A 21,054-nucleotide genomic window follows, 5' to 3' on the forward strand; every position below is an offset into this window, starting at 1 on the left:
CAAGGCCGGAGTCGCTGCCCTACGCCTCTCGGTTTCGCGGAGTGTCTCAAAGCATACGCAACGAAACTGAATTGACGCTGAAAAGCGAAGCACCCCGACGCCTGGCAGTGGTTTATAGCTCGAGATGCTGATAAGTCTGGTGGGAAGAGTCTCTGCACGCACAGCGGCCACTCCGGCAGTCGCCTGGTTCGATACGAGGGCGGGCACGAGTTATCTCCCCGCGTATCCGTCTGGAGTCGTGGGGCTGGGGAAATGGGGATGACTTAGACTCTGAAGCGTTGGCTCAACAGGTAGACTGCAACCGGAGAAGGGGCGGGAAGGGCACGTGGCGTGCCGCTGGCGGTGACAACCCGGGGCGCTATGGTCGGGGCAGCCATGCTCAAGGGAAGAAGCTTGCACTCGAGGTCCTGGCGTTCCAGGCGCAACAGGGCACTGCCGGCATGGCGAGCGCCATGGTGGCAGCGCGGCCGAGGGTGTTCCGTGTCGATGCGTTCGGCGCTCGAGTGCGTGTCCGAGAGAAACTCGACGCCAACCTGGCCAAACGCGGTCGAGGAAGGCACAGGCGCCGCCGTGGCGGCACTGAAGAGAAGCACCAGCACCATGCCCAGCAGGATGCCCATCCCAAGGCGCGGCCAGGCGACGTCAGGCCGCGTGGAATGCTTGGGAAAGAGGGCATGCCTGGCCATGTTGCAGGGCTCCTGTGGCAGGTTATGTCCCCACCATATAGCCCAGAACCGGATCCTGTCGATTGATCCAGATCAAGTCAGATGGCGCTGCAAACCTCGGTTGCAGTATCCTCAGATCGATCCGGTTGCCATCGCCATCGGGCCGGTGCAGATTCACTGGTATGGCCTGATGTACGTTGTCGGCTTCGTGGCGGCATGGCATCGCTTCCTTCGCATCAAGCTGAGCTGTACCTTGGACCTCATCGATTCGCAATGACAGGGATGACTGACCCCATGCTGACGAGATACACCACGCTTCCCGACCCTCGCGTCTGGCGGTTTGTCCTTGTGCTGATCATGGCGATGCTGTTGACGGGTTGCGGCGTCAACAACATCCCCACCTATGACGAACAGGTGAAGTCGGCCTGGGCGCAGGTGGAGAACCAGTACCAGCGACGCGCGGACCTGGTGCCCAACCTGGTCGAGACGGTCGAGGGCTTTGCCCGCCAGGAGCAGGAGACCCTGACCGCCGTGGTGGAGGCGCGGGCCAAGGCCACGTCCATCCAGATCGACGCCGAGTCGCTCGACGACCCGGAAAAGCTGCGCCAGTTCGAGCAGGCCCAGCAGCAACTCACCGGGGCACTGAGCCGCTTGATGGCGGTGTCCGAGCGCTATCCCGACCTGAAGTCGAATCAGAACTTCCTGGCCCTGCAGTCCCAGCTGGAGGGTACGGAAAACCGCATCGCCGTGGCGCGGCGCGACTTCATCACCGCGGTCGAGCGCTACAACACCGAGATCCGCACCTTCCCCGGGCGGTTGTGGCACAGCATCCTCTACAGCGACATGCCGCTGCGCGAGACCTTCGAAGCCACGACCGAGAACGCGGACCAGGCCCCCCAGGTGGAGTTTGAATGAGCGATCTTCTGCGCATCCCGCTATTGGCGCTGCTGCTGTCGGGGGGCCTCGGCCTTCAGGCACAAGGCCTCCAGGCCCAGGAGCTTGAGGAACAGGAACTCGACTTTCCCGAATTGACCGGTCGTGTGGTGGACCAGGCCGGGCTGCTGGATCCGGCCACCGAATCACGCCTGAGCGAGAGGCTCGCGGCCCACGAAGAAGCCACCACCGAGCAACTGGTGGTGGCCACCCTGCCGGACCTGCAGGGCGTCACCATCGAGGAGTATGGCTATCAGCTGGGGCGCCACTGGGGCATCGGCCAGCAAGAGGAGGACAACGGCGCCCTGCTGATCGTCGCGCCGAAGGAGCGCAAGGTGCGCATCGAGGTCGGCTATGGCCTCGAGGGTCGACTGACCGACGCCCAGTCCTCGGTGATCATCAACCAGACCCTGACGCCGGCCTTCCGTGAGGGCGACTACGCCCGCGGCATCACCGAGGGCGTGGAGGCGATGATCCAGGTGCTGGGTGGCGAGCCCATGGACACCAGTGCCACCGCCAGCGCCCCGGCTCGGGAACAGGGACCTGAAGGACCGGCATCGATTCTCTTCTTCGTGATGTTCGTCATCGTCATGACGCTGGTACGGGGCGGTCGCGGCGGCCTGCTGGCCGGCATGTTGCTGGGCGGTGCGCTCGGCGGCAGGTCGCGCGGCGGCGGCGGGGGTGGTTTCGGCGGAGGCGGCGGCTTCGGCGGTGGCGGCGGCGGCTTCGGTGGCGGCGGCGCTTCCGGCGGCTGGTAAGCCAGCCTTCCCGCCGGTGGCGACACCGACATGACAATCAGGATTCGGAGATCACAACCCCCATGGCCTTACTGAGTGAAAACGAGCAACGCCAGGTAGCCGAGGCGATTCATCGGGTCGAACGCGACACCGATGCCGAGCTGGTCACCGTGCTGGCTCCGCGAGCGGACAACTATGCCTATATCCCGCTGCTCTGGGCCGGCCTGCTGGCCCTGGTGGTACCGGGTGCGGTCAATTACTTTCCCGGCTGGTTGACGGCCTACGAGCTGACGCTGGTGCAGTGGGCGACCTTCATCGTGCTGGGACTGGTGTTTCGCATCCCCGCCATCACCACCCGGCTGATCCCGCGATCGGTTCGTCATTGGCGGGCGGCCAACCTCGCCCGGCGGCAGTTCCTGGAACAGGAGCTGCACCACACCGAGGGGGGAACGGGGATGCTGATTTTCGTCTCCGAAGCCGAGCGGTATGTGGAAATCCTGGTTGACCGGGGCATCTCGGCACGTATCAGCGACGAGACCTGGCAATCCATCGTGGCGGCGTTCACCCAGCAGGTGAAGGCAGGTGAGACCCTGCGGGGTTTCCTGGCGTGCATCGAGGCATGCGGCGAACATCTCAAGGAGCAGGTACCAGCCACCCACGAGCGCAACGAACTGCCCAATCATCTGATCGTGCTGGATTGACCCTCATCTGCCCATGCACCGGGGCATGACGAGTGCTTCTCCCCGGCAGAGGTGCCGCCGTCTGACACGGAACACGTGGGGCGATACGTTGAGAAGTCGCAGGAGACTCGACGGTTGGATGTCGATCAACGCCCTCAGCCGATTGTGGCCAGGGCCGGAAACCAGTCCACCAGGATGCTGGAGAGCCGGGTGAGCGTCCCGGAGACGATCAGCAACCCCATGAGGATAAGGATCACTCCGGCGACTGGTCGGGCATAGGCACTCCACTTACCGAGGCGGCCCCGGTAGTGGCTGAACCTGTTGAGCAGCAGGGTGCTGGCCAGGAAGGGCAGGGCCAGGCCCAGGGAGTAGGTCGCCAGGTAGAGCATGCCGGCCTGGGCATTGGCGGTGGTCGAGGTGGCCATCAGGATCGCCCCCAGGATCGGGCCGATGCAGGGCGTCCAGCCGATGGCGAAGGAGATGCCGAAGAAGGTCGCCGCCATGGGAGAGCCCCCTCTCAGCTCGGGCGACCACTGAAAGCTGCGCTGCAGGACGGGCAGCCGGAACACGCCCGTCATGAATAGGCCGAGCACGATGACGATGCTGCCGGTGATCCAGTTGAGCTCCTGGCGATAACCACGCAGCAGCTGGCCGATGCTGGTGACCCCCAGGCCCATCAGGATGAAGACCACGCTGAAGCCGAAGACGAAGAAGGTGCTGAGCAGCAACGCCTCGAAGCGCCGATCCGCCTTGCCGGCACTGCCGCCGGTGACCACCGACAGATAGGCGGGCAGCAAGGGCAGGGTGCAGGGCGAGAAGAACGACAGCAGCCCGCCGAAGAGGGCGCCGATCAGGCCGATGGAGGAGAGCGTTTCCACAGAGCTTCTACCTGGGTGAAATGAAGGGAATGGCTATCGGCCGGCGATCGTCAGGGTCGCCGGCCTAGGTGCGGAAGCAGACTTCGCGGTCACCAACTCATTGGTTCACCTGGAAGGCGATGCCCCGAGAGATATCTGGTGACCGATGCCCCCCAGCTCCACGGTCTGCAACACCTCGAGGGTGTCCGGGGCGATGATCCACAGGTGGGGTTCGTCGCGGCTGGTGACCAGCACCCGCCCATCGGTGGGCGAAACGGCGAGATGGTAGGGGGCCGGTGCCAGCTCGGCGGCATGCCGTGTGCCCTCCTCGAGGGAGATCCTGACGAGGCGGTTGTCGCCCTGACTCGTCGCATAGAGCGTCTGGCCATCCGGACTCAGGTCGATGCCGTGAGGCGCCGTGCCGATCTCATAATCCTCCGCCACACTGCCTGTCGTCAGATCCACCGCCAGGACGCGGCCCCCGGCATGATCGTTGACGTAGAGGGATTTACCGTCCTTCGAGAGCACCATGTGTTCCGGGTTCCCGCCGACGCGCATGTTGCGCCGCACGAACCAGTGCTGAGGATCCACCTCGCTGATGGTGCCGTTACCGGCGTTGCTGACCAGTATGCTACCCCCCTCCTCGTGCTGAACCAGGTAGTTCGGATTCGGCCCCGTGGCCAGGGAGGCGATGACCTGGCCGCTATCCAGCGACACCATGCTGATGCCTCCGCCCGTGGGGTGGGTCGAGACGGCATGACGCCCGTCTCGCGTGACCAGCACATGATGCACGGCCCCTGGCACTTCCAGGGTTCTGACGATGCGGCTCGTGGCCGTGTCGACGACGTAGAGCAGGCCGGTACTCGCTTCCTCCGGGGAGGTCGTTGCGCCATCGCCATGATGGGCCGCGTGCTCGTCTTCCGTCACCCCCTCGGGACGAACGATCTCGCGACCGGCATCCTGCGGGGAAAGGCTCCCCACGATGAGGTGTCGTCCGTCAGGAGTGAGGGCGGAGCCGTGCGTATTGATCGTATCGGTCACGGTCGATATCACCTCCTGACGCTCCAGGTCGATGATACCCACGGCATCTGCCGTCCCCATCGGCACGAAGGCCCGGTCGCTCGCCGCCAGGGCGGTCGTTGAGGCTGCGAGGGCGATGCCGGCCATGAGACTAGCCAGCCAAGAACTGTGCAGAGAGTTCTTCATGAGAGACATGTCCTAAGTATTGAGGCCCCTGTGGGGCGTGGGCGACCGTCAGCAGACGGTCGGGGCTATGGAAAACGTCGATGAGATCGACATCGATCAATAGCCATCGACAGACCTCGTGGTCAGATCCTCATTTGGCTCGAGCGCAGGGAGTGTCGTATCACCGATACCGAGCCGAACGACATGGCTGCGGCGGCGATGAAGAGAGCAGTCAATGGCAACTCCATGGCTCCTTGCTGGCATTGTCCTTGATGTTCTGGTCGACGAACCGGTAGTGGTCTTCCTTGAAGCGCGTCCACCAGCCATGGCTGATCTCGATGGCGTGCCAGGCGAGGATCGCCTCGATATGGTCGATGCACAGCCGCGTCGCATCATAGGCCATACTGAGCTTGTGCTTCTCGGTGTCATAGGTGACTCGCTCGAGCCCGTATAGCCCATCGATCTCGTCCATGGCGACGCGTAACTCATCCTGATCGCAGGGCTCGAGCTTCAGCTTGCGAGTCACTAGATTGACCTCGGAGACGCCGAGGCGGTGTTCGTTCTTTGACATACGAAACTCTCCCTTCTGCCATTTCGTCATGCACGGGTAGATCCACATCTGGTGGAAGTGCGGAGCATTGCCCGCCACCGACACCGAGCTGATCGCAATGACGATACTGATCTACTCCCCCTTCGGCCCAGGGCATCCTTGATGCCGTCGCCGGCCCTAGGCCTCTGGCGATACCTGGACGCTGGGAAGCCGCCGATTTGCTCGAAGCCTAAAGCCCTTGGGTAACGCAAAGGTCAAGCGAGTGGGGAGCACCAGGGTTGCGGATAGCTCCGAACCTTGATCGATGTCATGCAATTTCCGGTTTTGTGAGGCTCACCCCTAGCCTAGATGGCAAAGCTGAACCAACCCTGAATGGGCGGAGCCTGTTGGGGCGTCATGTCATTGGGATGTCGGCTAGGCATGCCGGGTTAGGCGTCCCCGTACCCCATGCCAGAACCCCATCATTGACGCTTCAAGCAGGGCGCTTGGCGGGGCTGAGACTCGGCTACCCGAGATGCAGCCAGCGCCTTACGGTCGCGCGATAGCGCGCCGGAGCCGCCTTCCAGGCCAGGGGGAGCAGGGTGATGGTGCCGAGCGCGAGCACCGTGAGGCCCGCGCGGCGCAGATCGCTGGAGGCGAGCTCGTCACCGAAATGCGCCAGCAGGAAGCTCGCCGGAATGATCCCGAGCAGCGTCGCGACGGCAAAGCGCCAGGCCTTGAGGGGGGTGAGGCCGGCCGCGTAGCTGAGGACGTCGAAGGACAGGAACGGCATCAGCCGGGTCGCGAAAACCGCGACCATCAGGGCATTCTGCGAGCCGATGAAACGGTGTAGCAGGTTTGGAGTAGGGCGCACGCCCAACCAGGTCCTCAGGGCGTCATATCCCAGCAGGCGGGCAATGGAGAAGGCGATCAGCGCCCCCGTGCCGGAGCCGATGGCGACATAGAGCGTCCCCCAGGCATGGCCATAGGCCGCGCCGGCGGCAAGCGCTATCGGGGCGCTGGGAATCGGGCTCATGACGATGGCCAGGGTCATCAGGCCGATGACCAGGACCGGCCCCAACGGGCCAAGCCGTATCACTGCCTGCTCGAGGGTGTCGCCGGTCAGCAGGGTTTCCAGCGTCCCGGTGCGCCACAGCAGCAGGGTGGTGGCAAGGAAGGCGGCAAGCAGCCCAACGCCACACAGGATGCGCCGCCTCGAGGCTTGGGATAAGCGGGAAGGGGCGCCGTCTTCCGGCTTCTTCTGCCTGGCCATGTTTTCCAATCCCGATCTCCCACGCTTGTCGTTGCACCCACTCGGCCTCCTTGGGGATGAATGACAGCCGGCTGGCAGATGCCATCAAAGCCCGAGCGCTTTCCTCATGCTGTGCCTGCTTCAGTGGACGAAGCCCCAGGGCGGTGGCAATCGCCAGTGGCACCTTCACGCCGAGCACCCACAGCGGCGCATGTTTTGTCCTGCTCGTCCTCAATGGCAGTCACGGGAGCAGAAAAAGTAGTCATGGCCATCGTGAACACTCGGCTTGGCCTGTTCGGTACTGACGGTTTTGCCACACACGGGATCCACGTCTTCGGTGGGTGGAATCCAGTGCGGCCCCTCGGTAGTCGTCTGGCTCTCCTGCCTCTACCGTGTAGTCAACGGTGCTGCGGTGATTCTATGAGCCCAGGCACTATAGCCTGTGCAGCTCAGAAGAGGGGGCTTCAGGTGATTCCTGCCTGTGGCATGAACAGCACCAGCCTGTTCATCGTCGCTGTCCTTTGCCGTCTGCCGTCAACCTATCGCCACGTTGCGAATGCGAGCTTGTTATCAGGATACAACCTATGGGTTGCTCAAGGGTAAAGTGAGGAAGTGGTTAAGGATTCTTTTCTTGACCCTTGTCAGCTGTCAGTCTGCGCAGCCAAGCTGAAATGGCGCTGAACATTGGGGGGTTGATTGTTGTTGGCCTAAAGGGTGTGGAAGCACAGCCATTTTCTGAAGAAGGGTAAAGGGGGAAAGTGGGACGTCTTTATGCTTGATTCATGGCGGTAGATTGTGGGAATATTTTGACTTTTGTTCAGTATTGATATTGGTTAATTGCGTGAAAGGAGTGAAAGAGATGCGAATGACTAAGAGTGCCTTTCAAAACCTTGAAAACCCCTTCAGTCATTCCTAGATTTTCGGTATGGCTAAGAAAATCGTATCCGACGAACTCTGGTCCATTGTCGAGCCACTGCTGCCACCACCGACGCCCAGGCCACGCGGTGGCCGGCCTCCCATCTCCAATCGCGCAGCCTTGACGGGCATCCTGTTTGTGCTGCGCTCGGGCATTCCCTGGGAGATGCTGCCCCAGGAGATGGGCTGTGGCTCGGGTGTGACCTGCTGGCGACGACTGCGTGACTGGCACGAGGCGGGCGTCTGGGAGCGTTTACATCGGACACTGCTGGAACACCTGCACCACGCTGAACAGCTTGACTGGGAGCGGGCTTGCATGGACAGCGCATCCATACAGGCAAAAAAGGGGGCTCAGCCATCGGCCCCAACCCGACAGACAGAGGAAGACCCGGTACAAAGCGCCATCTTCTGACCGATCGTCAGGGGGTACCTCTGGCCATTCTGCTATCGGGAGCCAACATGAACGACAGTGTCCCTTTGGCGGCCTTGCTCGATAGCGTGCAGCCAGTGTCGTCGGGCCGACCAGGGCGGCCTCGACAGCGCCCTCGAAAGCTTCATGCAGACAAGGCTTACGTGTGTGGTCCCGAAGAGTAATGGTCTACCTTACGAACCATTATCGGAGGATGATCCATGGCTCAGGTTCTTCATCAACGCGCCACGACCACGCACGCCATCCGAGCAGAAATACAGCGATCGACGGAGTCGGCCGCGACACTGAGCCGTCGCTACGGCATCAACCCCAAGACCGTACGCAAGTGGCGCAGCCGGGATACCGTTGAAGATACGCGTATGGGACCCCGTGCTCCTCGCTCCACGTCGTTGACGCCCCTGGAGGAAGTTGCAGCCATTACCTTCCGGCAGAAGACCCTGCTGCCCCTCGATGACTGCCTTCATGCACTTCAACGACAGATCCCTTCGCTCACCCGCTCGAGTCTGCATCGGCTTTACCAGCGGCACGGCATCAGCCAGTTACCCAGGACTGGCGACCAGAAACGCGAGAAGAAGCTCTTCAAGCGCTACCCGATTGGCTACCTGCACATCGATATCAGCGAAATCCGTACCGGCGAGGGCAAGGCCTACCTGTTCGTCGCCGTGGATCGAACGTCCAAGTTCGTTCATGCACAGCTATACCGGAAGATGACGAGGCAGATCGCCGCTGACTTTCTCGAGGACACGCTGCAGACCCTGCCTTACCGCGCCCATACGGTGTTGACGGATAACGGGGTACAGTTCGCGAAGAAAGCCGGGACAGAGGCCTACAAACCGCATATCTTCGATGTCGTCTGTTACCGCCACGGCATCGAGCACCGACTGACGAAGCCCTTCCACCCCTGGACCAACGGGCAGGTGGAAAGGATGAATCGCACCATCAAGGAGGCGACGACCCGGGCGTTCCATTACACCTCCCTGGAGCAGTTGCAGTCCCATCTGAAGGACTATCTATGGGCTTATAACAGTGCCCGGCCACTCAGGGCGCACAAGGGCAAGACACCGATTGGATTCATCCTTGAGCAATGGCAGAAAGAGCCCGAGAGGTTTTTTGACGACCCGAACCACTACTTCACGGGACCAAACACCTAGAGGCCTCAAGCATCAACCTCAATGTCGATGTGGAGAGCCTCAATAGCAGCCATGCCGAACGGGACAAGCACATCCTCAGCGGTGATTTTCTAAGTGCTTCCGAGTACCCCCAGGCGAGCTTCGCATCAACCGATTTCGAGCCTACGAGCGAAGATCAAGGTAAGCTGACCGGTGATCTGACCCTACATGGTGTGACCCAGGAAGTGACCTTGGATGTCACGCATATTGGTGGCGGTGAAGATCCTTGGGGCAACTACCGTCAAGGCTTCGAGGGGAGCACCACATTGGAGCTGGCTGATTACGGTATCGATATGAGCCAATTCCCCGAAGTCATGCATGAAGTCGAGTTATATGTTGTGCTTGAAGGTATTCGCCAATAAGCCTGGTTAGGTACTTTATATCTTCAAGACTGAGCTACGGCATCAGCCGATAGTTCATGCAACAAGAGCCAGCTGACAGTGTCGGCTGGTTTTTCTTGGTTTCATACTCTCACCAATAGCGAACCCTGAGCTACTCAGAAGTTAGGCGGTACAGCTGAATCTGGATGTTGCAAAACATTACCAATTGCGATTGCAGTATTCCCTCCACCTTCTGCGTCCCAGCAGCTTACGAAGGCGAGAGTTGATGGAACGTGGTGCGGGACGTAGGTAGTAGGTGCACCTGTCTAACTGATACCAAGTGGCTTCGTTCTAAATGACAGACAGGAGGCCTGGTTGGGGCGCTCCGGCAAAAAATATTCGCCACTTGGGGTGGAATAACGACAAAGCCATAGCGGAAGTAGCTCATGTCGCTCAACATGTTGATTTTCTGGCCGTACAGGAGTTGATGGATCCTATGGCGCTTGTACAGCTAGAGGAGGCTGTAGAGGCTGTCAGTGGTGAGAATTGGTCGAGCATGGCTAGCGATGACTTGGGACGCTCATCATACCGTGAGCACTATGGTTTTTTGTGGCGTGAAAGCGAAATTGAGTACGACAGCGGCGCAGTTGTGTTTCTTGATAGCCGCGACGTATTTGCCCGCGAGCCGTATTCAGCCAAGTTCACCGCATTGGAGGATGGGCATCAATTTGCCGCTGCTACAGTGCATGTGTTGTACGGCGATAGCATCAGCGACCGACTACCGGAAATTGAAGCATTGGCTGACTATTGGCAGTGGCTGGAAGAAGTGTACCCGGATACGCCACGCCTGCTGATGGGTGACTTCAACCTGCCGCCAGATCATTCAGGCTGGTCAGCGCTGCTAAAAATTGGTGTTACTCCCGCTATCACCGAAGGTGCTACGACACTTGGTATGAGTAACGGGATATGGACCAACCTCTACGACAACATCTGGCACGACGACAGTGCGCCGATTACCGCTAGTGGCATCATCCGCTTTCCAAATCTGCTACCGGGTGAGCATATTGCCGTGCGCAACACTGTTTCTGATCATGCGCCTGTATGGGTTGCTATTGGTGATGCTGAACTTGAATTGGTGACATTCAATGGCAACGTATACGAGGCTGTAGATGAAGAGTTGTACTGCATTGATCTTAACGAAGCGACCGCAGAGCAGTTGGCTGAGTTGCCAAATGTTGGGCCAGCCAGGGCAGAACAGATCATCGACATCCGACCCTGGGGGAGCGTCGGTGAGCTAACACGCATAAGTGGTCTGGGGGCTGCAAGCGTGCGTGATATTGAAGAAAGCGAGCTAGTTTGCTCGACTAATTAAACAGCCTTCCTACTTGCTGCTTAGATAGCACGGAAGATGAAAAATCGGAGTATTTATGGGTTACTTAGTGGCGGTGATTCTTGGGCTTTCTTATCAGCCTATTTTTAATAGCAAGGCTGCAAGAGGATGTTTCTATGATAAGAAAACGGGAATTTTTCCTAAAGTATCATTACAAATTGCCGATATAACAAACGCATGGATCAATAAAACCCGCTGTGGAGAGGTTATGCAATGCTTAAGTCAATGTTGAAGATTGCACAAAATACAATTAACTCAAAAACAGGGAGTGGGTATCGAAAAATTTATTTAAGCCGGTACCAACAGGACGAGCATGCCTGTGCTGGGTGCAAAAGTACTTTTCCTACTTCCCGTATTCAAGTTGATCACATCATTCCTCAAAAACATGGCGGAAGCAACGCCATAACCAACTTGCAGGCCATGTGTGCGCCTTGTAACAATGCCAAAAGTGCGAAAATAGATCAGCTTGCTCTTAAGTACTCAGGAGCGGCCCTGGTAAGAGAGATCAAAAAAATATATAGGTGATAAAATGTCAGAAAGTATATTTTACAATGGCGAAAACTTGACGCTCGTGAAAAGTGTCGATGTTAGTGACTTTTTAAAAAAAATAAGTGTCAGCTCAAATAAATCAAGCAGTATATCAATAAAGGAGTTCGAAAAAGGGAGGGAGACGCTTTGGCTGTTAGAAGAAGAAGGAATGGTATTAGCTATCTGTAGGCCGCCGCCACGCGAGCCAACGGAAATACATAATCCTGCTCATAAAGAAATGGCTGAGACTTTCGGCGAAGTGATAGAGGTTTTAGGGAAGAAAGAGTTTGAAAATATATTCGAGATTTTTTCATGTAACGACCGGCTTGAAGAAGCTTTTTCTTTAATAAGGGAAGACTACATAGAAAAGGCAGGTGAGATTGAAGAGCCAATAGATTTAGGTTGTTTGTATTATTTGGGTAGAGAGTCTGACGGAAAAATATACCTTTACGACAATCAGGGGGAAATATTGGTATATGCTTACGATCATGAAATAGGTGATACATCCCTCCTTGCTGTAGAAGGGCAGCCCGCTGATACATTCTATCACTCAAGCAGCTTTAAAACAGTTGTTGAAGTTTTGAAGAATTGTATCAATCAAGAGTAGCAAGGGATGATAATTTTTAGAATATTTCTTTTTCTTGCCATAAACTATGTATTTTTGTGGCTTCATGTTTTCGTTTTCGTTGCATTTTTTGTTCTTCTTGTAATAACAATACCTCTGCATTTGGCTTATATAGGTAGCTCTTTGCGCCGCCTTAAATCAAGATAAAGGATAAAGCGCTCTCATGTCAGGCTGAAGCCATGCAGAGGCCTTATGCAGCCTATCCGCTGGGCACCGTGGCGTAGTATGCCATTTAAAATGCCAACATGGTTCAGGATGTAAAGAAAACCAAGGTTTCTTTACATCTGGGCTCACTAAGCGTCCGCTCTTGGCCGAGGCTGTGTGAAAACCCAAAATCAGTTGGCGATTACAGTGCTTAGCCGTTTTGGCACCACTAACGGGCCAGCAAGGCAGTTCAGAGCGCCTTCATTCATTCCGCCAATATCTGAGTTAGTCGAGCGAGATAAAGCCTAGGTAGAACTTACTAACAAGCGCTATTGGCTACTACAGGTATGGCAGAGCCAGGTCAGCATCAAGGCCCTATGCCCGCATCGCCTGGATCAAACCCTTGGTGCCAAGGATATTCATGACGCGTTTCATGTTGTAAGCAAGTACATGAAGGCTCATTTCCGTGCTGACGTTCTTAAGGCGCTTAGTCAGGAAGTGCGTCGCCCCCATCCATGCTTTTAACGTGCCAAAGGGATGCTCAACCGTTTGACGTCGGATGCGCATTATATCCGGCGTCTGATCCAAACGTGAGGTTACCGCCTCCAGTACCTCTTCGTGTTCCCAGCGTTTGATGCGCCGATTGATACCCGTGGTGCACTGCGACTTCATTAAGCAACTCGGACAGGCCGAACTCCAATAGCAATGTAGCGTCTGGCCTTTTTCGACGTTCTTGAAGCGCCAAACCAGTCGCTCTCTCGCGGGACAGCGATATTCATTACGTTCGGGCACGTAACGGAACGCCTCTCTGGGAAACATGCCTTTGGCCTGGCTCGGCGAGGTTTTGGGCTTGGGAAGATATGTCGTGATACCGGCCTCGTGACACGCAAGAATCTCCTCCCCTGTAAAGTAACCGCGATCAGCCACGACGTGGAGATCACTGACGCCGCTAGCATTGCGGGCTTGCTTGGCCATCCGGGAAAGCTGACGCCGGTCACTGCCGACATTGGTAACCTCATGGGCGACGATTAAGTGATGCCGACTATCGACAGCCGTCTGGACGTTGTAGCCCACGATTCCCGTCCCTCGTGTTGTCATGGAGCGAGCATCTGGGTCTGTCAAAGAAACTTGCTGTTCAGGTGCCTCGGTTCTTTGAATTTCAATAGATTGCAGTTGTTGAACTTCTTCTGTGAGGGAGGCGATCTTTTCCTTCAAGCGTGTCGTCTGTGCTTCTGTGACCACAGCGGAGCCTTGATCCATTGCGTCGAGCTGGCGTAAATAACGCTCAATACTTTTGTCGATTTCCTCTGCGCGTCGCTTCATCTTGGCCAAGGTAAAGTTGCGGTCTCGATTGTTGACTGCCTTAAATTTGCTGCCATCAATAGCCATCACTGATTGTGAAAAGAGTCCCAGACGTCGACATATCAAGACGAAGTCTCGGCAGGTGGCTTGGATCGCCTTGCCATTATGCTGGCGGAAATCGGCAATCGTTTTGAAGTCTGGTGCGAGACGTTCCGTTAGCCACATGAGTTCAACATTCCGCTGCGTTTCACGTTCAAGTCGGCGGCTGGATTGCACGCGGTTGAGGTAACCGTAAAGATAGATTTTTAGAAGTACAGCGGGGTGATAGGCGGGCCGACCCGTGGCATGGGGATCAACACCTTTGAAACCCAGCTGTTTGAGGTCGAGGGCGTCCACGAAAGCCTCAATGGCCCGAACCGGATTGTCTTCAGAGACGAAATCATCCAGGAGTTCAGGAAACAACGTAGCTTGGGACCGGGATTCACCTGCGACGAAACGTTTCATCGGTACCTCCCACGATCTGTCATGGGGAAAGTATAGCGACAGCTACGTTTTCACACAGCCTCGGCCAGCGTCGACGTGAGATGCCGACAGCCATTCCTCTACCAGAGGCTCACAAACCATATAGATGGGGCCGGTAAGCGTAAGCACGCTGGCGACCATGGTCAGCATTCGCCGCGCCAGCTGGCGCTGATACCAGAGCCACAATGCAACGACTTCTAGGAGAACAGCCCAGGCCCAGCCCATTGGACCTACAAACTCCGTCCAAAACTGAATCGCATGCACCTGCAGCAGCGCGATCGCGCCGGCAAGCACCAGCAAATGTGGCACCATCTCAATGAAGTGTGTTGTCGGTGACTGATTGCTCATTACGTTGACTCTCCACAAAGCACACACTGCCGACTCTCCCTAGCCCCCTCACCAAGAGGGCAGGGGTAAACAGCTTTTCTAGTCCGTCTCCGGTTCGGATTCACCGCCTTCCGAGGTGACCACGGTCATCGGCGTTCCCAACTGCGGCGCAGAGGGAGGCGGCTGGTCAGGCTCCGCCGCAGCCATTCGTATACCGATCGTCAGCGCCAGCAGCGCCGACCAAGCGACCATCCAGTGAATTAGAAAGCGACCATCCAGTGAATTAGAAAGCGACGATCTTTGAGATTGCCCCGGCCGAGAATGAGCAATACAGCGAGGAAGACGGCATACGCGAGAGCGCCGACCCAGAGAATGGCGATGAAGCTGCTCATGCCACACCTCCGGTTAAAGTCGCCTCTGCGTTCCCGGGTTGGGAGTTGCGGTTTAGCCAGCCTTGAATGCAGGCGGTTTTTGGCTCGCCGCGATCCTGGGGAGCACGTCTCTTCTGCTGTGCGACTTCAAGCGCTCGTTTGGCCATAGCTCTCTCCTTTATGGGTTGGTGATACTGATAGGGCCGGCTGGCGCAACCAAAGCGGTAGTGAGGTGAGCCGGCGCTGGCCGGTGACATGGTTGACGGCTCGCTTGATAGCAGAAGGGTGGCCAACCAGTACGACACGGCGCTTTCCACGAGTGAGGCTTGTATAAAGCCACTGTCGCTCAAGCATGTGCCAGTGCGATCGCACTAGAGGAATGACCACGGCCGGGAATTCGGACCCTTGCGCCTTGTGGCCTGTCATTGCATAGGCCAGTTGCAGCTTGCCGAGCGCGTCACTGGTGAACAGCACTTCTCTATCCTCAAACCGCGCCAGCACGGTTTTGTCTTCAGCGTCTGCCGTCACTACATAGCCGAGATCACCATTAAAGACATCACGGTTGTAGTCATTCTCGGTCTGTACGATCTTGTCTCCTGGCGCCCATTGGCGCCCATGGATCGTCACCGAGCCCCGATCGCCCGGGACGTGATAGCTTCGTAACGCTTCATTGAGAGCACGGGTTCCGACCGGACCACCGTGCATGGGTGTCAACACCTGCACTTCATAAAGAGGATCGAAGCCACGCGCCAGCATGTCTTCAGTGGCCACCCGCAATGTCACACGACACACCAGCTCGGGGTCACCGCCTTCCGGCACTTCGACAATCTCAAAGTCGCTATCTGGCACCGATTGAGGACTATTGCCCTGGTTGACGGCGTGCGCCTGGACAGTAATTTGCGAGCCAGGCCCCTGTCGCCGGATCTGTTGAAGACGTGCCACTGGGATAGCACCCGAACCGATCACATCGCGAAGAATGTTTCCCGGCCCAACCGAGGCCAATTGATCCTGATCACCGATGATGAACAGTCGGCAGTGGTCAGGCAGCGCCACCACCAGAGCCAGAAACAACGGCACATCGACCATCGATGCTTCATCAATGATCACTACATCCGCTTCGATCGGGTTGCTAGCATTAAACTCAAAGCCGCTGGCGCCAGCGCCCAGGAGACGATGAATAGTAGACGCCGGCCTCCCGGTTGCCTCCGACATTCGCCGAGAGGCACGGCCAGTTGGCGCACACAGCGCCAGCTCAAGGCCAGCATCGTCCAGTGTCTGCGCCAGCACCTCAGTCACGGTGGTTTTCCCCACCCCCGGCCCACCCGTAAGCACAGCCACCCCATACGCAAGGCAGGCCTCCAATGCTTGGCGCTGCTCATCACTGAGCACCCGGCCATCCGACAGCTCACCATTAACACGGACTAGGTTGCAGCCATTCCAAAGCACCGCACGCGCCAGCAACGCTGTGGCGATGGTTCTCTCGGCTTCCACCAGCGAAGGCAGGCCAACTAGCCCGCTCTCAACACTTATAAGTTTTCCATGCGCCAGCAGCAGCTCAACAACCGAGGCCATGCGTGCTACATCGACCCCGAGGAGCTGCGCGCCTTCCGAGGCCAATTCATCCGAGGTTGCCAGGGTATGCCCCGAGGCTGATCGTGCATCAACGACATGGCGAAGCCCCGCAATGAGTCGATCGCGGTGGGTCAACTCGAAGCCAAGAGATTGAGCCATAGCATCGGCTATACGAAACCCTATACCTCGAGTCTTCAATAAGGTGCGGTAGGGGTTGGCGGATACTTTCGCAATGGTCTCCTGGCCCAACTGGCGAAAGACCGACATTGCACGTGAAGCGCCCAGACCATGCCCCTGCAGGAAGATCAATGCATCACGCGCTTCTTGGTACTCATTCCAGCTCGCCGCTATCCCCACTGCCTTCTTCTTACCGATGCCTGACACAGCCCGTAAGGCCTTTTCGTCACCGAGTACGTCGCGCAGCCCATCACCGAAATGGGCGACCAACCGCGCAGCGAACTTGGGGCCAATGCCGGCCACCTTGCCACTCGCAAGGTATGCACCCAGCGCTTTGGACTCCTGAGGTATTTGCGTGATGAGCCGATCGGCTTTGAACTGCTTGCCGAACTTAGGATGCGTGCCCCAAGTGCCGCGGGCCTGTACAGACTCCCCCTCGTTGAGCGGCTGACATACAGCCACCAGCGTTACCTCCTGTTCCTGAGCATCGCGCACAGTCAGGATCTGAAATCCCTCTTCACCTACGAAACGAACGGCACTGATCACGCCGCTCAATTCCTCAAGGTTGTCCATGGATCGCCCTCGCAAATAAAAAAAACCCGGCTGGGGAGGCCGGGTGAGGTACAGGGAAACAGGCTCTTACTGGGGAGCGTGGATTGTCAGCACGCCCGGGCCGCGCCCGACTACAAACTCTGGATCTGCTACTGGGGAGCCCTCTGAGTTGAGAGTGAGAGAGAAGCCGGATCAGGGCTAACTCAGAGGGCTCTCCGGTAGCCCCGTTACCGAGACGACCAGACGGCTAATGCGCATCCCCGAAGCCGTGTCAGGGGAGAGAGGAGATAGCGGGCGCAATCCGCTTAATTCGTTCGGCAGAGGGTTGTTAAGCTGCTTCCGATGCCTATGTGTTGCTATACTAGACGACACTTTTTAATAATGCAATACACTTTAGAGATGAAAGACATCGTATTGTCGGTTTGCTTCTGAGCGGTGCTTATTCCGCTTACTTTCCTCTACCGAAGGACGACCTTCAGGATGACATCACGAGCACTCATTCTGTGTGAGAAACACTCCGACCAGGCCGACAAAATAGCCCCTGCTTTAGGTCTTACGCGCAGCGGCAACGCCTACACCGGCACCTGGAATGGCATCACACTTACCTTAGTTTGGGCCGCTGGGCATTTGCTGGCGCCTGTTGAGCCTTCCGAGGTGAGCCCAGAGGCCAATTGGCGCGATCCCCGCAGTCTTCTGCCCCTACCTACCGCCTTTCCTCAGACGCCTACCGACCGCGGTAAGAAATACCTGGGAAACCTTAAAAAAGAACTCTCTCAAGCAACAGAAGTATGGTTGGCCACCGATCCAGACCGCGAAGGCGAAGCCATCGGGTACGAGATCCTGCAATACGCTAAGTACCGCGGTTCGGTGAAGCGGATGTGGCTGACCGGCTCTATGGAAGCGGCCGATGTTCAGGCCGCGGCCAAGCGCCTCAGGAACGCCGGAGAAACCATATCTTTCTGGCGGGCTCAGCAGGCCCGCGCCAACGCGGATGGCTTCTGGCAGTACCTTGTCCGTGCATACACGGCAACCGCACGCATGGGCCTTATGGGTAGCGATTTAGCCAAAGGCAAGGGCAAGGCAGGGCTCGTGTCGGCCGGCCGCGTACAGTCCGCCACCCTTGGGCTTGTTGTTACCCTCGATCGCGCAATCGAAGCCTTTATTCCCGTCGATCACTACCAGGCAAAGATTACCCTGGGCGGGGGCGAGCTGACCTATTCTCCAGCCACCCCAATAGCTGGCGCCAGCAGCATCCAACTGCAGGATGACGGCAAGCCAATGTTCCTGGACAGGGCTGCCATGTTGGCCTTCACCAAGCGCTTAGAGACCGTCGATAACGCCGCCATTCTGGAGGCCGAGACAAAGCAAACAGCCAAACATCCACCGCTGCCATACAGCCTCACAGCGCTTCAGCGAGACATGTCAAAAAAGTACGGCCTCACGGCCACACAGACGCTGAAAGCAGCCGATTCAATGCGAAGCGATGGTTACCTGACCTACCCCCGAACAGAGCATGGAGAATTGCCCGCAAGCCTCTATAACCGGACCGATCTGTTGGCCATTTTGGGAGGCGCAGCAAAGGCTGATGACACGCTCATGACGCCAGCTCGGCAAGCTGGACGCCGACATTGCATGGAGGGTGCCGAGGCGCCACGTCCACGCTGTTTTACCGACAAGCCCATGAACCACCACGGGATCATCCCAACGCGCAAGACACCGAACCTGTCAGAACGCACTGAGGCCGAGCAAAAGGTTTACCTGGCCTGCGCAAAACAATTCATCCAGGCCCTCCTACCAGCCGCTACCGTCGAGTCCCTGAGTGTCCGCGCCAGCATAGATGTTGAGGACGTGATTGAGCGACAGCCAGCGCTGTTTGCTGGCACCTTCAAACGCATCATTGACCCCGGCTGGATGACTGCTTTCGAGGCCCACAAAGAGCAGAAAGACCTGCCGCCACTGGTGACCGGCGCTAACACTCCCGTCGAGGCAGTAAGGCTTCATGAGGCACGCACAGAGCCGCCCAAACACTTCACGCTGCACGACTTACTGAGCGCAATGCTCAATGCAGGCCGGCACGTCGATGGTGAAGATGCAGAAGCACTCCGAAAAGCTGAAGGGATAGGCACTCCAGCCACTCGGGATACCGTTTTGCAGACGTTGTTTGATCGTGAATACATAACCACCAAGCGTAAGGGCAAACAGCTGCTTATTGTCTCCACCCCGCGAGGCCGCGCATTCATCGATAACACCCCCTCCGAACTCTCCGATGTGCGTGTGACAGCCGCCTGGGAGCGCCAGCTCGATGCGATCCAGAATGCACCCAACGACACAGCGGCAAAGCATGCCCGTGACACTTTTATAACCGCTCAACGCGACTTCATCACCACCCGTATCAAAGAGGCAATCGACATCATGGGCAATGCACCCGAGGCTGTTTTGGCAACGGCCAATGGCCCCACAGAGAACATGGTTTCTGCTGCACGAAAGCTAGCTGCAGCTCGCAGTCTCACGCTACCAGAAGGCATCGAAAAGAGCTTCGAGCTGTGTCGCTCATTTCTGGACGAAGTAATGCAGCAAACACCGCCACCCACTGACAAGATGAAGGCCTTGGCGATGCGCTTAGCGGATGAGAATGAGGTGACATTGAATGGAGAGCTGACCTCCTTCAGGGAGTGTAAAACATTCATCGACAAGTACATGCAGATCCAGGCACCGACCGCGAGAATGATAGCTGCTGCTGAGTCTGCAGCGAAGCGCTACAAAGTAACGCTACCCGAGGCTGCCCGCACCTCAATACAAGAGTGCCGCGTGTTCCTAAACGAGCACCCACGCTAGCCGCGCCGAGAGGTAGGCCGGGCACCCCTTGGGCGGGGCAAGGGCACAAGTACGATCACATCAAAAGCTACCGAACAAGACAATCCCTCGCCAAGGAAGGCGTTCAATTTAACACCTGCCAGACGTACCCGCTCACCACCTTTAAAGCACACAGAAAATATCCTTTAAGATTGATAGGAGACGATAGGAACCGTTATGCATGAAGCCCACCAAGACGACGATGAACTACTGGTTGAAAGCACTAATCAACGTCGCTCACGCCGTACAGTTGATAGAGAGGTACTAGCTCACGAGGCCGAGCTAATGGTCGGCGCACTGACGGCAGATATAGATGCAATTATGGGGGAGTACACAAGGCAACTACTGGACATCGTTGAACGCATCAGAGAAGCCCAACCACGCACCCATGGTGCGGTACTTTTAGATGTTAGTCGGTGTGGTTATGGATGCCTCGGTTGCCCTCACCCGGTATGGCGTAAATGGGTCAACCGACAACAGCATAGCCGGCATTCTCCATCAACCTGGCATGCTGTGAGAATACAGCGACCAGGGGTAGCAGCAAGAGCGAAATCTGTACCTCAAGAGGCACGGGAACTGATAGCAGAAGCTCTCGTGCTGATCGAACGTAGGGCACGCTTCATCGACCATTTGAAGCGCATCAATAAGGCCATTGGTACTGCACGTCACTATCGACCAGAGCTAGGCCAACATGGCGGCAAAGAGGACAGCTAGACGCTCTTTTTTTTGCGCACCAACTGATTCCTCTATGGCTGGGAGTGTCACTCTACAAGCCGTTTTTGAGACGCTGAACTGGCCTCAAGCGGGCTTAGATGTTCACCGTAATGGTGAACGCACCATGATGCATCTCACCCATTATATGTGTACTCGCTATGCGCGTTACTCCTTCCTACGGAGAGCTATACCCATGGGCAACCACCCTTTGGGTATCCTTGTACGGGGGATGGATGACAGTTACTAAATGACCGCGCTGGTAGGTATGAGAGGGTGGGGGAGAGGTAATACCCCATACGGGAATC

General features: G+C 57.3%; 20 protein-coding genes and 3 pseudogenes. 14 read left to right on the forward strand and 9 right to left on the reverse strand.

The annotated features are described in order from the left end of the window. Positions 1–440: 440 nt before the first annotated feature. From HZS80_RS15810 to HZS80_RS15830, 5 genes and pseudogenes are all read left to right on the forward strand, one after another. The gene (locus HZS80_RS15810; protein ID WP_179916626.1) at positions 441–752 is read left to right on the forward strand and encodes a hypothetical protein; all 312 of its coding nucleotides are present in this window, start codon (positions 441–443) and stop codon (positions 750–752) included. 34 nt (positions 753–786) lie between these two features. Further along, positions 787–885 (forward strand): annotated as a pseudogene (locus tag HZS80_RS15815) (prolipoprotein diacylglyceryl transferase family protein); the annotation flags it as partial. A 74-nt stretch (positions 886–959) separates the two neighbouring features. Beyond that, complete coding sequence (locus HZS80_RS15820; RefSeq protein WP_035557690.1) at positions 960–1,580, forward strand: LemA family protein; 621 nt, start codon at positions 960–962, stop codon at positions 1,578–1,580. After that, a complete protein-coding gene (locus HZS80_RS15825; protein ID WP_035557687.1) occupies positions 1,577–2,356 on the forward strand; it encodes a TPM domain-containing protein in 780 nt (259 codons plus the stop codon). The genes HZS80_RS15820 and HZS80_RS15825 overlap by 4 nt, the downstream gene beginning before the upstream one ends. Before the next feature lie 62 nt (positions 2,357–2,418). Continuing rightward, positions 2,419–3,036 carry a TPM domain-containing protein gene (locus HZS80_RS15830; RefSeq protein ID WP_035557684.1) on the forward strand — a complete coding sequence of 206 codons (618 nt, stop codon included), beginning with the start codon at positions 2,419–2,421 and terminating at the stop codon, positions 3,034–3,036. A gap of 134 nt (positions 3,037–3,170) precedes the next feature. Here the strand turns inward: HZS80_RS15830 and HZS80_RS15835 are convergent, their stop codons facing one another. The 4 genes from HZS80_RS15835 to HZS80_RS15850 form a co-directional block, all read right to left on the reverse strand. Continuing rightward, positions 3,171–3,893, reverse strand: a complete 723-nt coding sequence (locus tag HZS80_RS15835; protein ID WP_035557681.1) for a cytochrome c biogenesis CcdA family protein — start codon at positions 3,891–3,893, stop codon at positions 3,171–3,173. Positions 3,894–3,998: 105 nt separating this feature from the next. Beyond that, a complete protein-coding gene (locus HZS80_RS15840) occupies positions 3,999–5,078 on the reverse strand; it encodes a YncE family protein (protein ID WP_035557678.1) in 1,080 nt (359 codons plus the stop codon). 211 nt (positions 5,079–5,289) lie between these two features. Continuing rightward, entirely contained in the window at positions 5,290–5,628 is a 339-nt protein-coding gene (locus HZS80_RS15845) for a hypothetical protein (protein ID WP_035557675.1), read from the reverse strand. Positions 5,629–6,112: 484 nt separating this feature from the next. Then, positions 6,113–6,859 carry a TVP38/TMEM64 family protein gene (locus HZS80_RS15850; protein WP_052703828.1) on the reverse strand — a complete coding sequence of 249 codons (747 nt, stop codon included), beginning with the start codon at positions 6,857–6,859 and terminating at the stop codon, positions 6,113–6,115. Between the two features lie 904 nt (positions 6,860–7,763). Between HZS80_RS15850 and HZS80_RS15860 the strand changes: the two are divergent. From HZS80_RS15860 to HZS80_RS15895, 7 genes and pseudogenes are all read left to right on the forward strand, one after another. Further along, positions 7,764–8,326 (forward strand): annotated as a pseudogene (locus tag HZS80_RS15860) (IS5 family transposase); the annotation flags it as partial. 57 nt (positions 8,327–8,383) lie between these two features. Next, positions 8,384–9,334: an IS481 family transposase gene (locus tag HZS80_RS15870; protein WP_035557670.1), complete on the forward strand. Its 951-nt coding sequence runs from the start codon at positions 8,384–8,386 to the stop codon at positions 9,332–9,334. Beyond that, positions 9,331–9,714: pseudogene (locus HZS80_RS15875) on the forward strand (YceI family protein); the annotation flags it as partial. The gene HZS80_RS15870 and the pseudogene HZS80_RS15875, both read left to right, overlap by 4 nt. A 454-nt stretch (positions 9,715–10,168) precedes the next feature. After that, entirely contained in the window at positions 10,169–11,044 is an 876-nt protein-coding gene (locus tag HZS80_RS15880) for a helix-hairpin-helix domain-containing protein (RefSeq protein WP_235272580.1), read from the forward strand. Between the two features lie 55 nt (positions 11,045–11,099). Beyond that, positions 11,100–11,294: a hypothetical protein gene (locus HZS80_RS15885; RefSeq protein WP_179916627.1), complete on the forward strand. Its 195-nt coding sequence runs from the start codon at positions 11,100–11,102 to the stop codon at positions 11,292–11,294. Then, the gene (locus tag HZS80_RS24150; protein WP_045812329.1) at positions 11,288–11,587 is read left to right on the forward strand and encodes an HNH endonuclease; all 300 of its coding nucleotides are present in this window, start codon (positions 11,288–11,290) and stop codon (positions 11,585–11,587) included. The genes HZS80_RS15885 and HZS80_RS24150 overlap by 7 nt, the downstream gene beginning before the upstream one ends. Before the next feature lie 4 nt (positions 11,588–11,591). Next, on the forward strand, positions 11,592–12,197 hold the full coding sequence (locus tag HZS80_RS15895; RefSeq protein ID WP_035557668.1) for a hypothetical protein: 606 nt from the start codon (positions 11,592–11,594) through the stop codon (positions 12,195–12,197). Positions 12,198–12,734: 537 nt separating this feature from the next. On the opposite strand, the gene HZS80_RS15900 is transcribed toward HZS80_RS15895, so the two are convergent. The 5 genes from HZS80_RS15900 to recD2 form a co-directional block, all read right to left on the reverse strand. Then, positions 12,735–14,165 carry an IS1182 family transposase gene (locus HZS80_RS15900; RefSeq protein ID WP_179916628.1) on the reverse strand — a complete coding sequence of 477 codons (1,431 nt, stop codon included), beginning with the start codon at positions 14,163–14,165 and terminating at the stop codon, positions 12,735–12,737. A 42-nt stretch (positions 14,166–14,207) separates the two neighbouring features. Beyond that, a complete protein-coding gene (locus HZS80_RS15905) occupies positions 14,208–14,531 on the reverse strand; it encodes a hypothetical protein (RefSeq protein WP_035561880.1) in 324 nt (107 codons plus the stop codon). A 78-nt stretch (positions 14,532–14,609) separates the two neighbouring features. Then, the gene (locus tag HZS80_RS15910; RefSeq protein WP_179916629.1) at positions 14,610–14,909 is read right to left on the reverse strand and encodes a hypothetical protein; all 300 of its coding nucleotides are present in this window, start codon (positions 14,907–14,909) and stop codon (positions 14,610–14,612) included. Next, positions 14,899–15,048: a hypothetical protein gene (locus tag HZS80_RS15915; protein WP_157738123.1), complete on the reverse strand. Its 150-nt coding sequence runs from the start codon at positions 15,046–15,048 to the stop codon at positions 14,899–14,901. The genes HZS80_RS15910 and HZS80_RS15915 overlap by 11 nt, the downstream gene beginning before the upstream one ends. Further along, positions 15,029–17,203 carry an SF1B family DNA helicase RecD2 gene (gene recD2, locus HZS80_RS15920; RefSeq protein WP_045812304.1) on the reverse strand — a complete coding sequence of 725 codons (2,175 nt, stop codon included), beginning with the start codon at positions 17,201–17,203 and terminating at the stop codon, positions 15,029–15,031. Before recD2 ends, HZS80_RS15915 begins: the two co-directional genes overlap by 20 nt. 459 nt (positions 17,204–17,662) lie before the next feature. Between recD2 and HZS80_RS15925 the strand changes: the two genes are divergently transcribed. After that, positions 17,663–20,017: a DNA topoisomerase gene (locus HZS80_RS15925; RefSeq protein ID WP_035561877.1), complete on the forward strand. Its 2,355-nt coding sequence runs from the start codon at positions 17,663–17,665 to the stop codon at positions 20,015–20,017. A 195-nt stretch (positions 20,018–20,212) separates the two neighbouring features. Next, a complete protein-coding gene (locus HZS80_RS15930; RefSeq protein ID WP_035561874.1) occupies positions 20,213–20,749 on the forward strand; it encodes a hypothetical protein in 537 nt (178 codons plus the stop codon). Positions 20,750–21,054 lie beyond the last annotated feature (305 nt).

It is taken from the genome of Vreelandella glaciei, from assembly GCF_013415125.1.
Lineage (GTDB): Bacteria > Pseudomonadota > Gammaproteobacteria > Pseudomonadales > Halomonadaceae > Vreelandella > Vreelandella glaciei.

Bases quoted from the DNA above. Each gene is read 5' to 3' on its own strand.
- HZS80_RS24150 (WP_045812329.1), top strand. From the start codon at position 11,288: ATGTTGAAGATTGCACAAAATACAATTAACTCAAAAACAGGGAGTGGG.
- HZS80_RS15925 (WP_035561877.1), top strand. From the start codon at position 17,663: ATGACATCACGAGCACTCATTCTGTGTGAGAAACACTCCGACCAGGCC.
- HZS80_RS15830 (WP_035557684.1), top strand. From the start codon at position 2,419: ATGGCCTTACTGAGTGAAAACGAGCAACGCCAGGTAGCCGAGGCGATT.
- HZS80_RS15840 (WP_035557678.1), bottom strand. From the start codon at position 5,078: ATGAAGAACTCTCTGCACAGTTCTTGGCTGGCTAGTCTCATGGCCGGC.
- HZS80_RS15845 (WP_035557675.1), bottom strand. From the start codon at position 5,628: ATGTCAAAGAACGAACACCGCCTCGGCGTCTCCGAGGTCAATCTAGTG.
- HZS80_RS15905 (WP_035561880.1), bottom strand. From the start codon at position 14,531: ATGAGCAATCAGTCACCGACAACACACTTCATTGAGATGGTGCCACAT.
- HZS80_RS15880 (WP_235272580.1), top strand. From the start codon at position 10,169: ATGGCGCTTGTACAGCTAGAGGAGGCTGTAGAGGCTGTCAGTGGTGAG.
- HZS80_RS15870 (WP_035557670.1), top strand. From the start codon at position 8,384: ATGGCTCAGGTTCTTCATCAACGCGCCACGACCACGCACGCCATCCGA.
- HZS80_RS15915 (WP_157738123.1), bottom strand. From the start codon at position 15,048: ATGGCCAAACGAGCGCTTGAAGTCGCACAGCAGAAGAGACGTGCTCCC.
- HZS80_RS15825 (WP_035557687.1), top strand. From the start codon at position 1,577: ATGAGCGATCTTCTGCGCATCCCGCTATTGGCGCTGCTGCTGTCGGGG.
- HZS80_RS15930 (WP_035561874.1), top strand. From the start codon at position 20,213: ATGCATGAAGCCCACCAAGACGACGATGAACTACTGGTTGAAAGCACT.
- HZS80_RS15900 (WP_179916628.1), bottom strand. From the start codon at position 14,165: ATGAAACGTTTCGTCGCAGGTGAATCCCGGTCCCAAGCTACGTTGTTT.
- HZS80_RS15895 (WP_035557668.1), top strand. From the start codon at position 11,592: ATGTCAGAAAGTATATTTTACAATGGCGAAAACTTGACGCTCGTGAAA.
- HZS80_RS15850 (WP_052703828.1), bottom strand. From the start codon at position 6,859: ATGGCCAGGCAGAAGAAGCCGGAAGACGGCGCCCCTTCCCGCTTATCC.
- HZS80_RS15885 (WP_179916627.1), top strand. From the start codon at position 11,100: ATGGGTTACTTAGTGGCGGTGATTCTTGGGCTTTCTTATCAGCCTATT.
- HZS80_RS15810 (WP_179916626.1), top strand. From the start codon at position 441: ATGGCGAGCGCCATGGTGGCAGCGCGGCCGAGGGTGTTCCGTGTCGAT.
- recD2 (WP_045812304.1), bottom strand. From the start codon at position 17,203: ATGGACAACCTTGAGGAATTGAGCGGCGTGATCAGTGCCGTTCGTTTC.
- HZS80_RS15820 (WP_035557690.1), top strand. From the start codon at position 960: ATGCTGACGAGATACACCACGCTTCCCGACCCTCGCGTCTGGCGGTTT.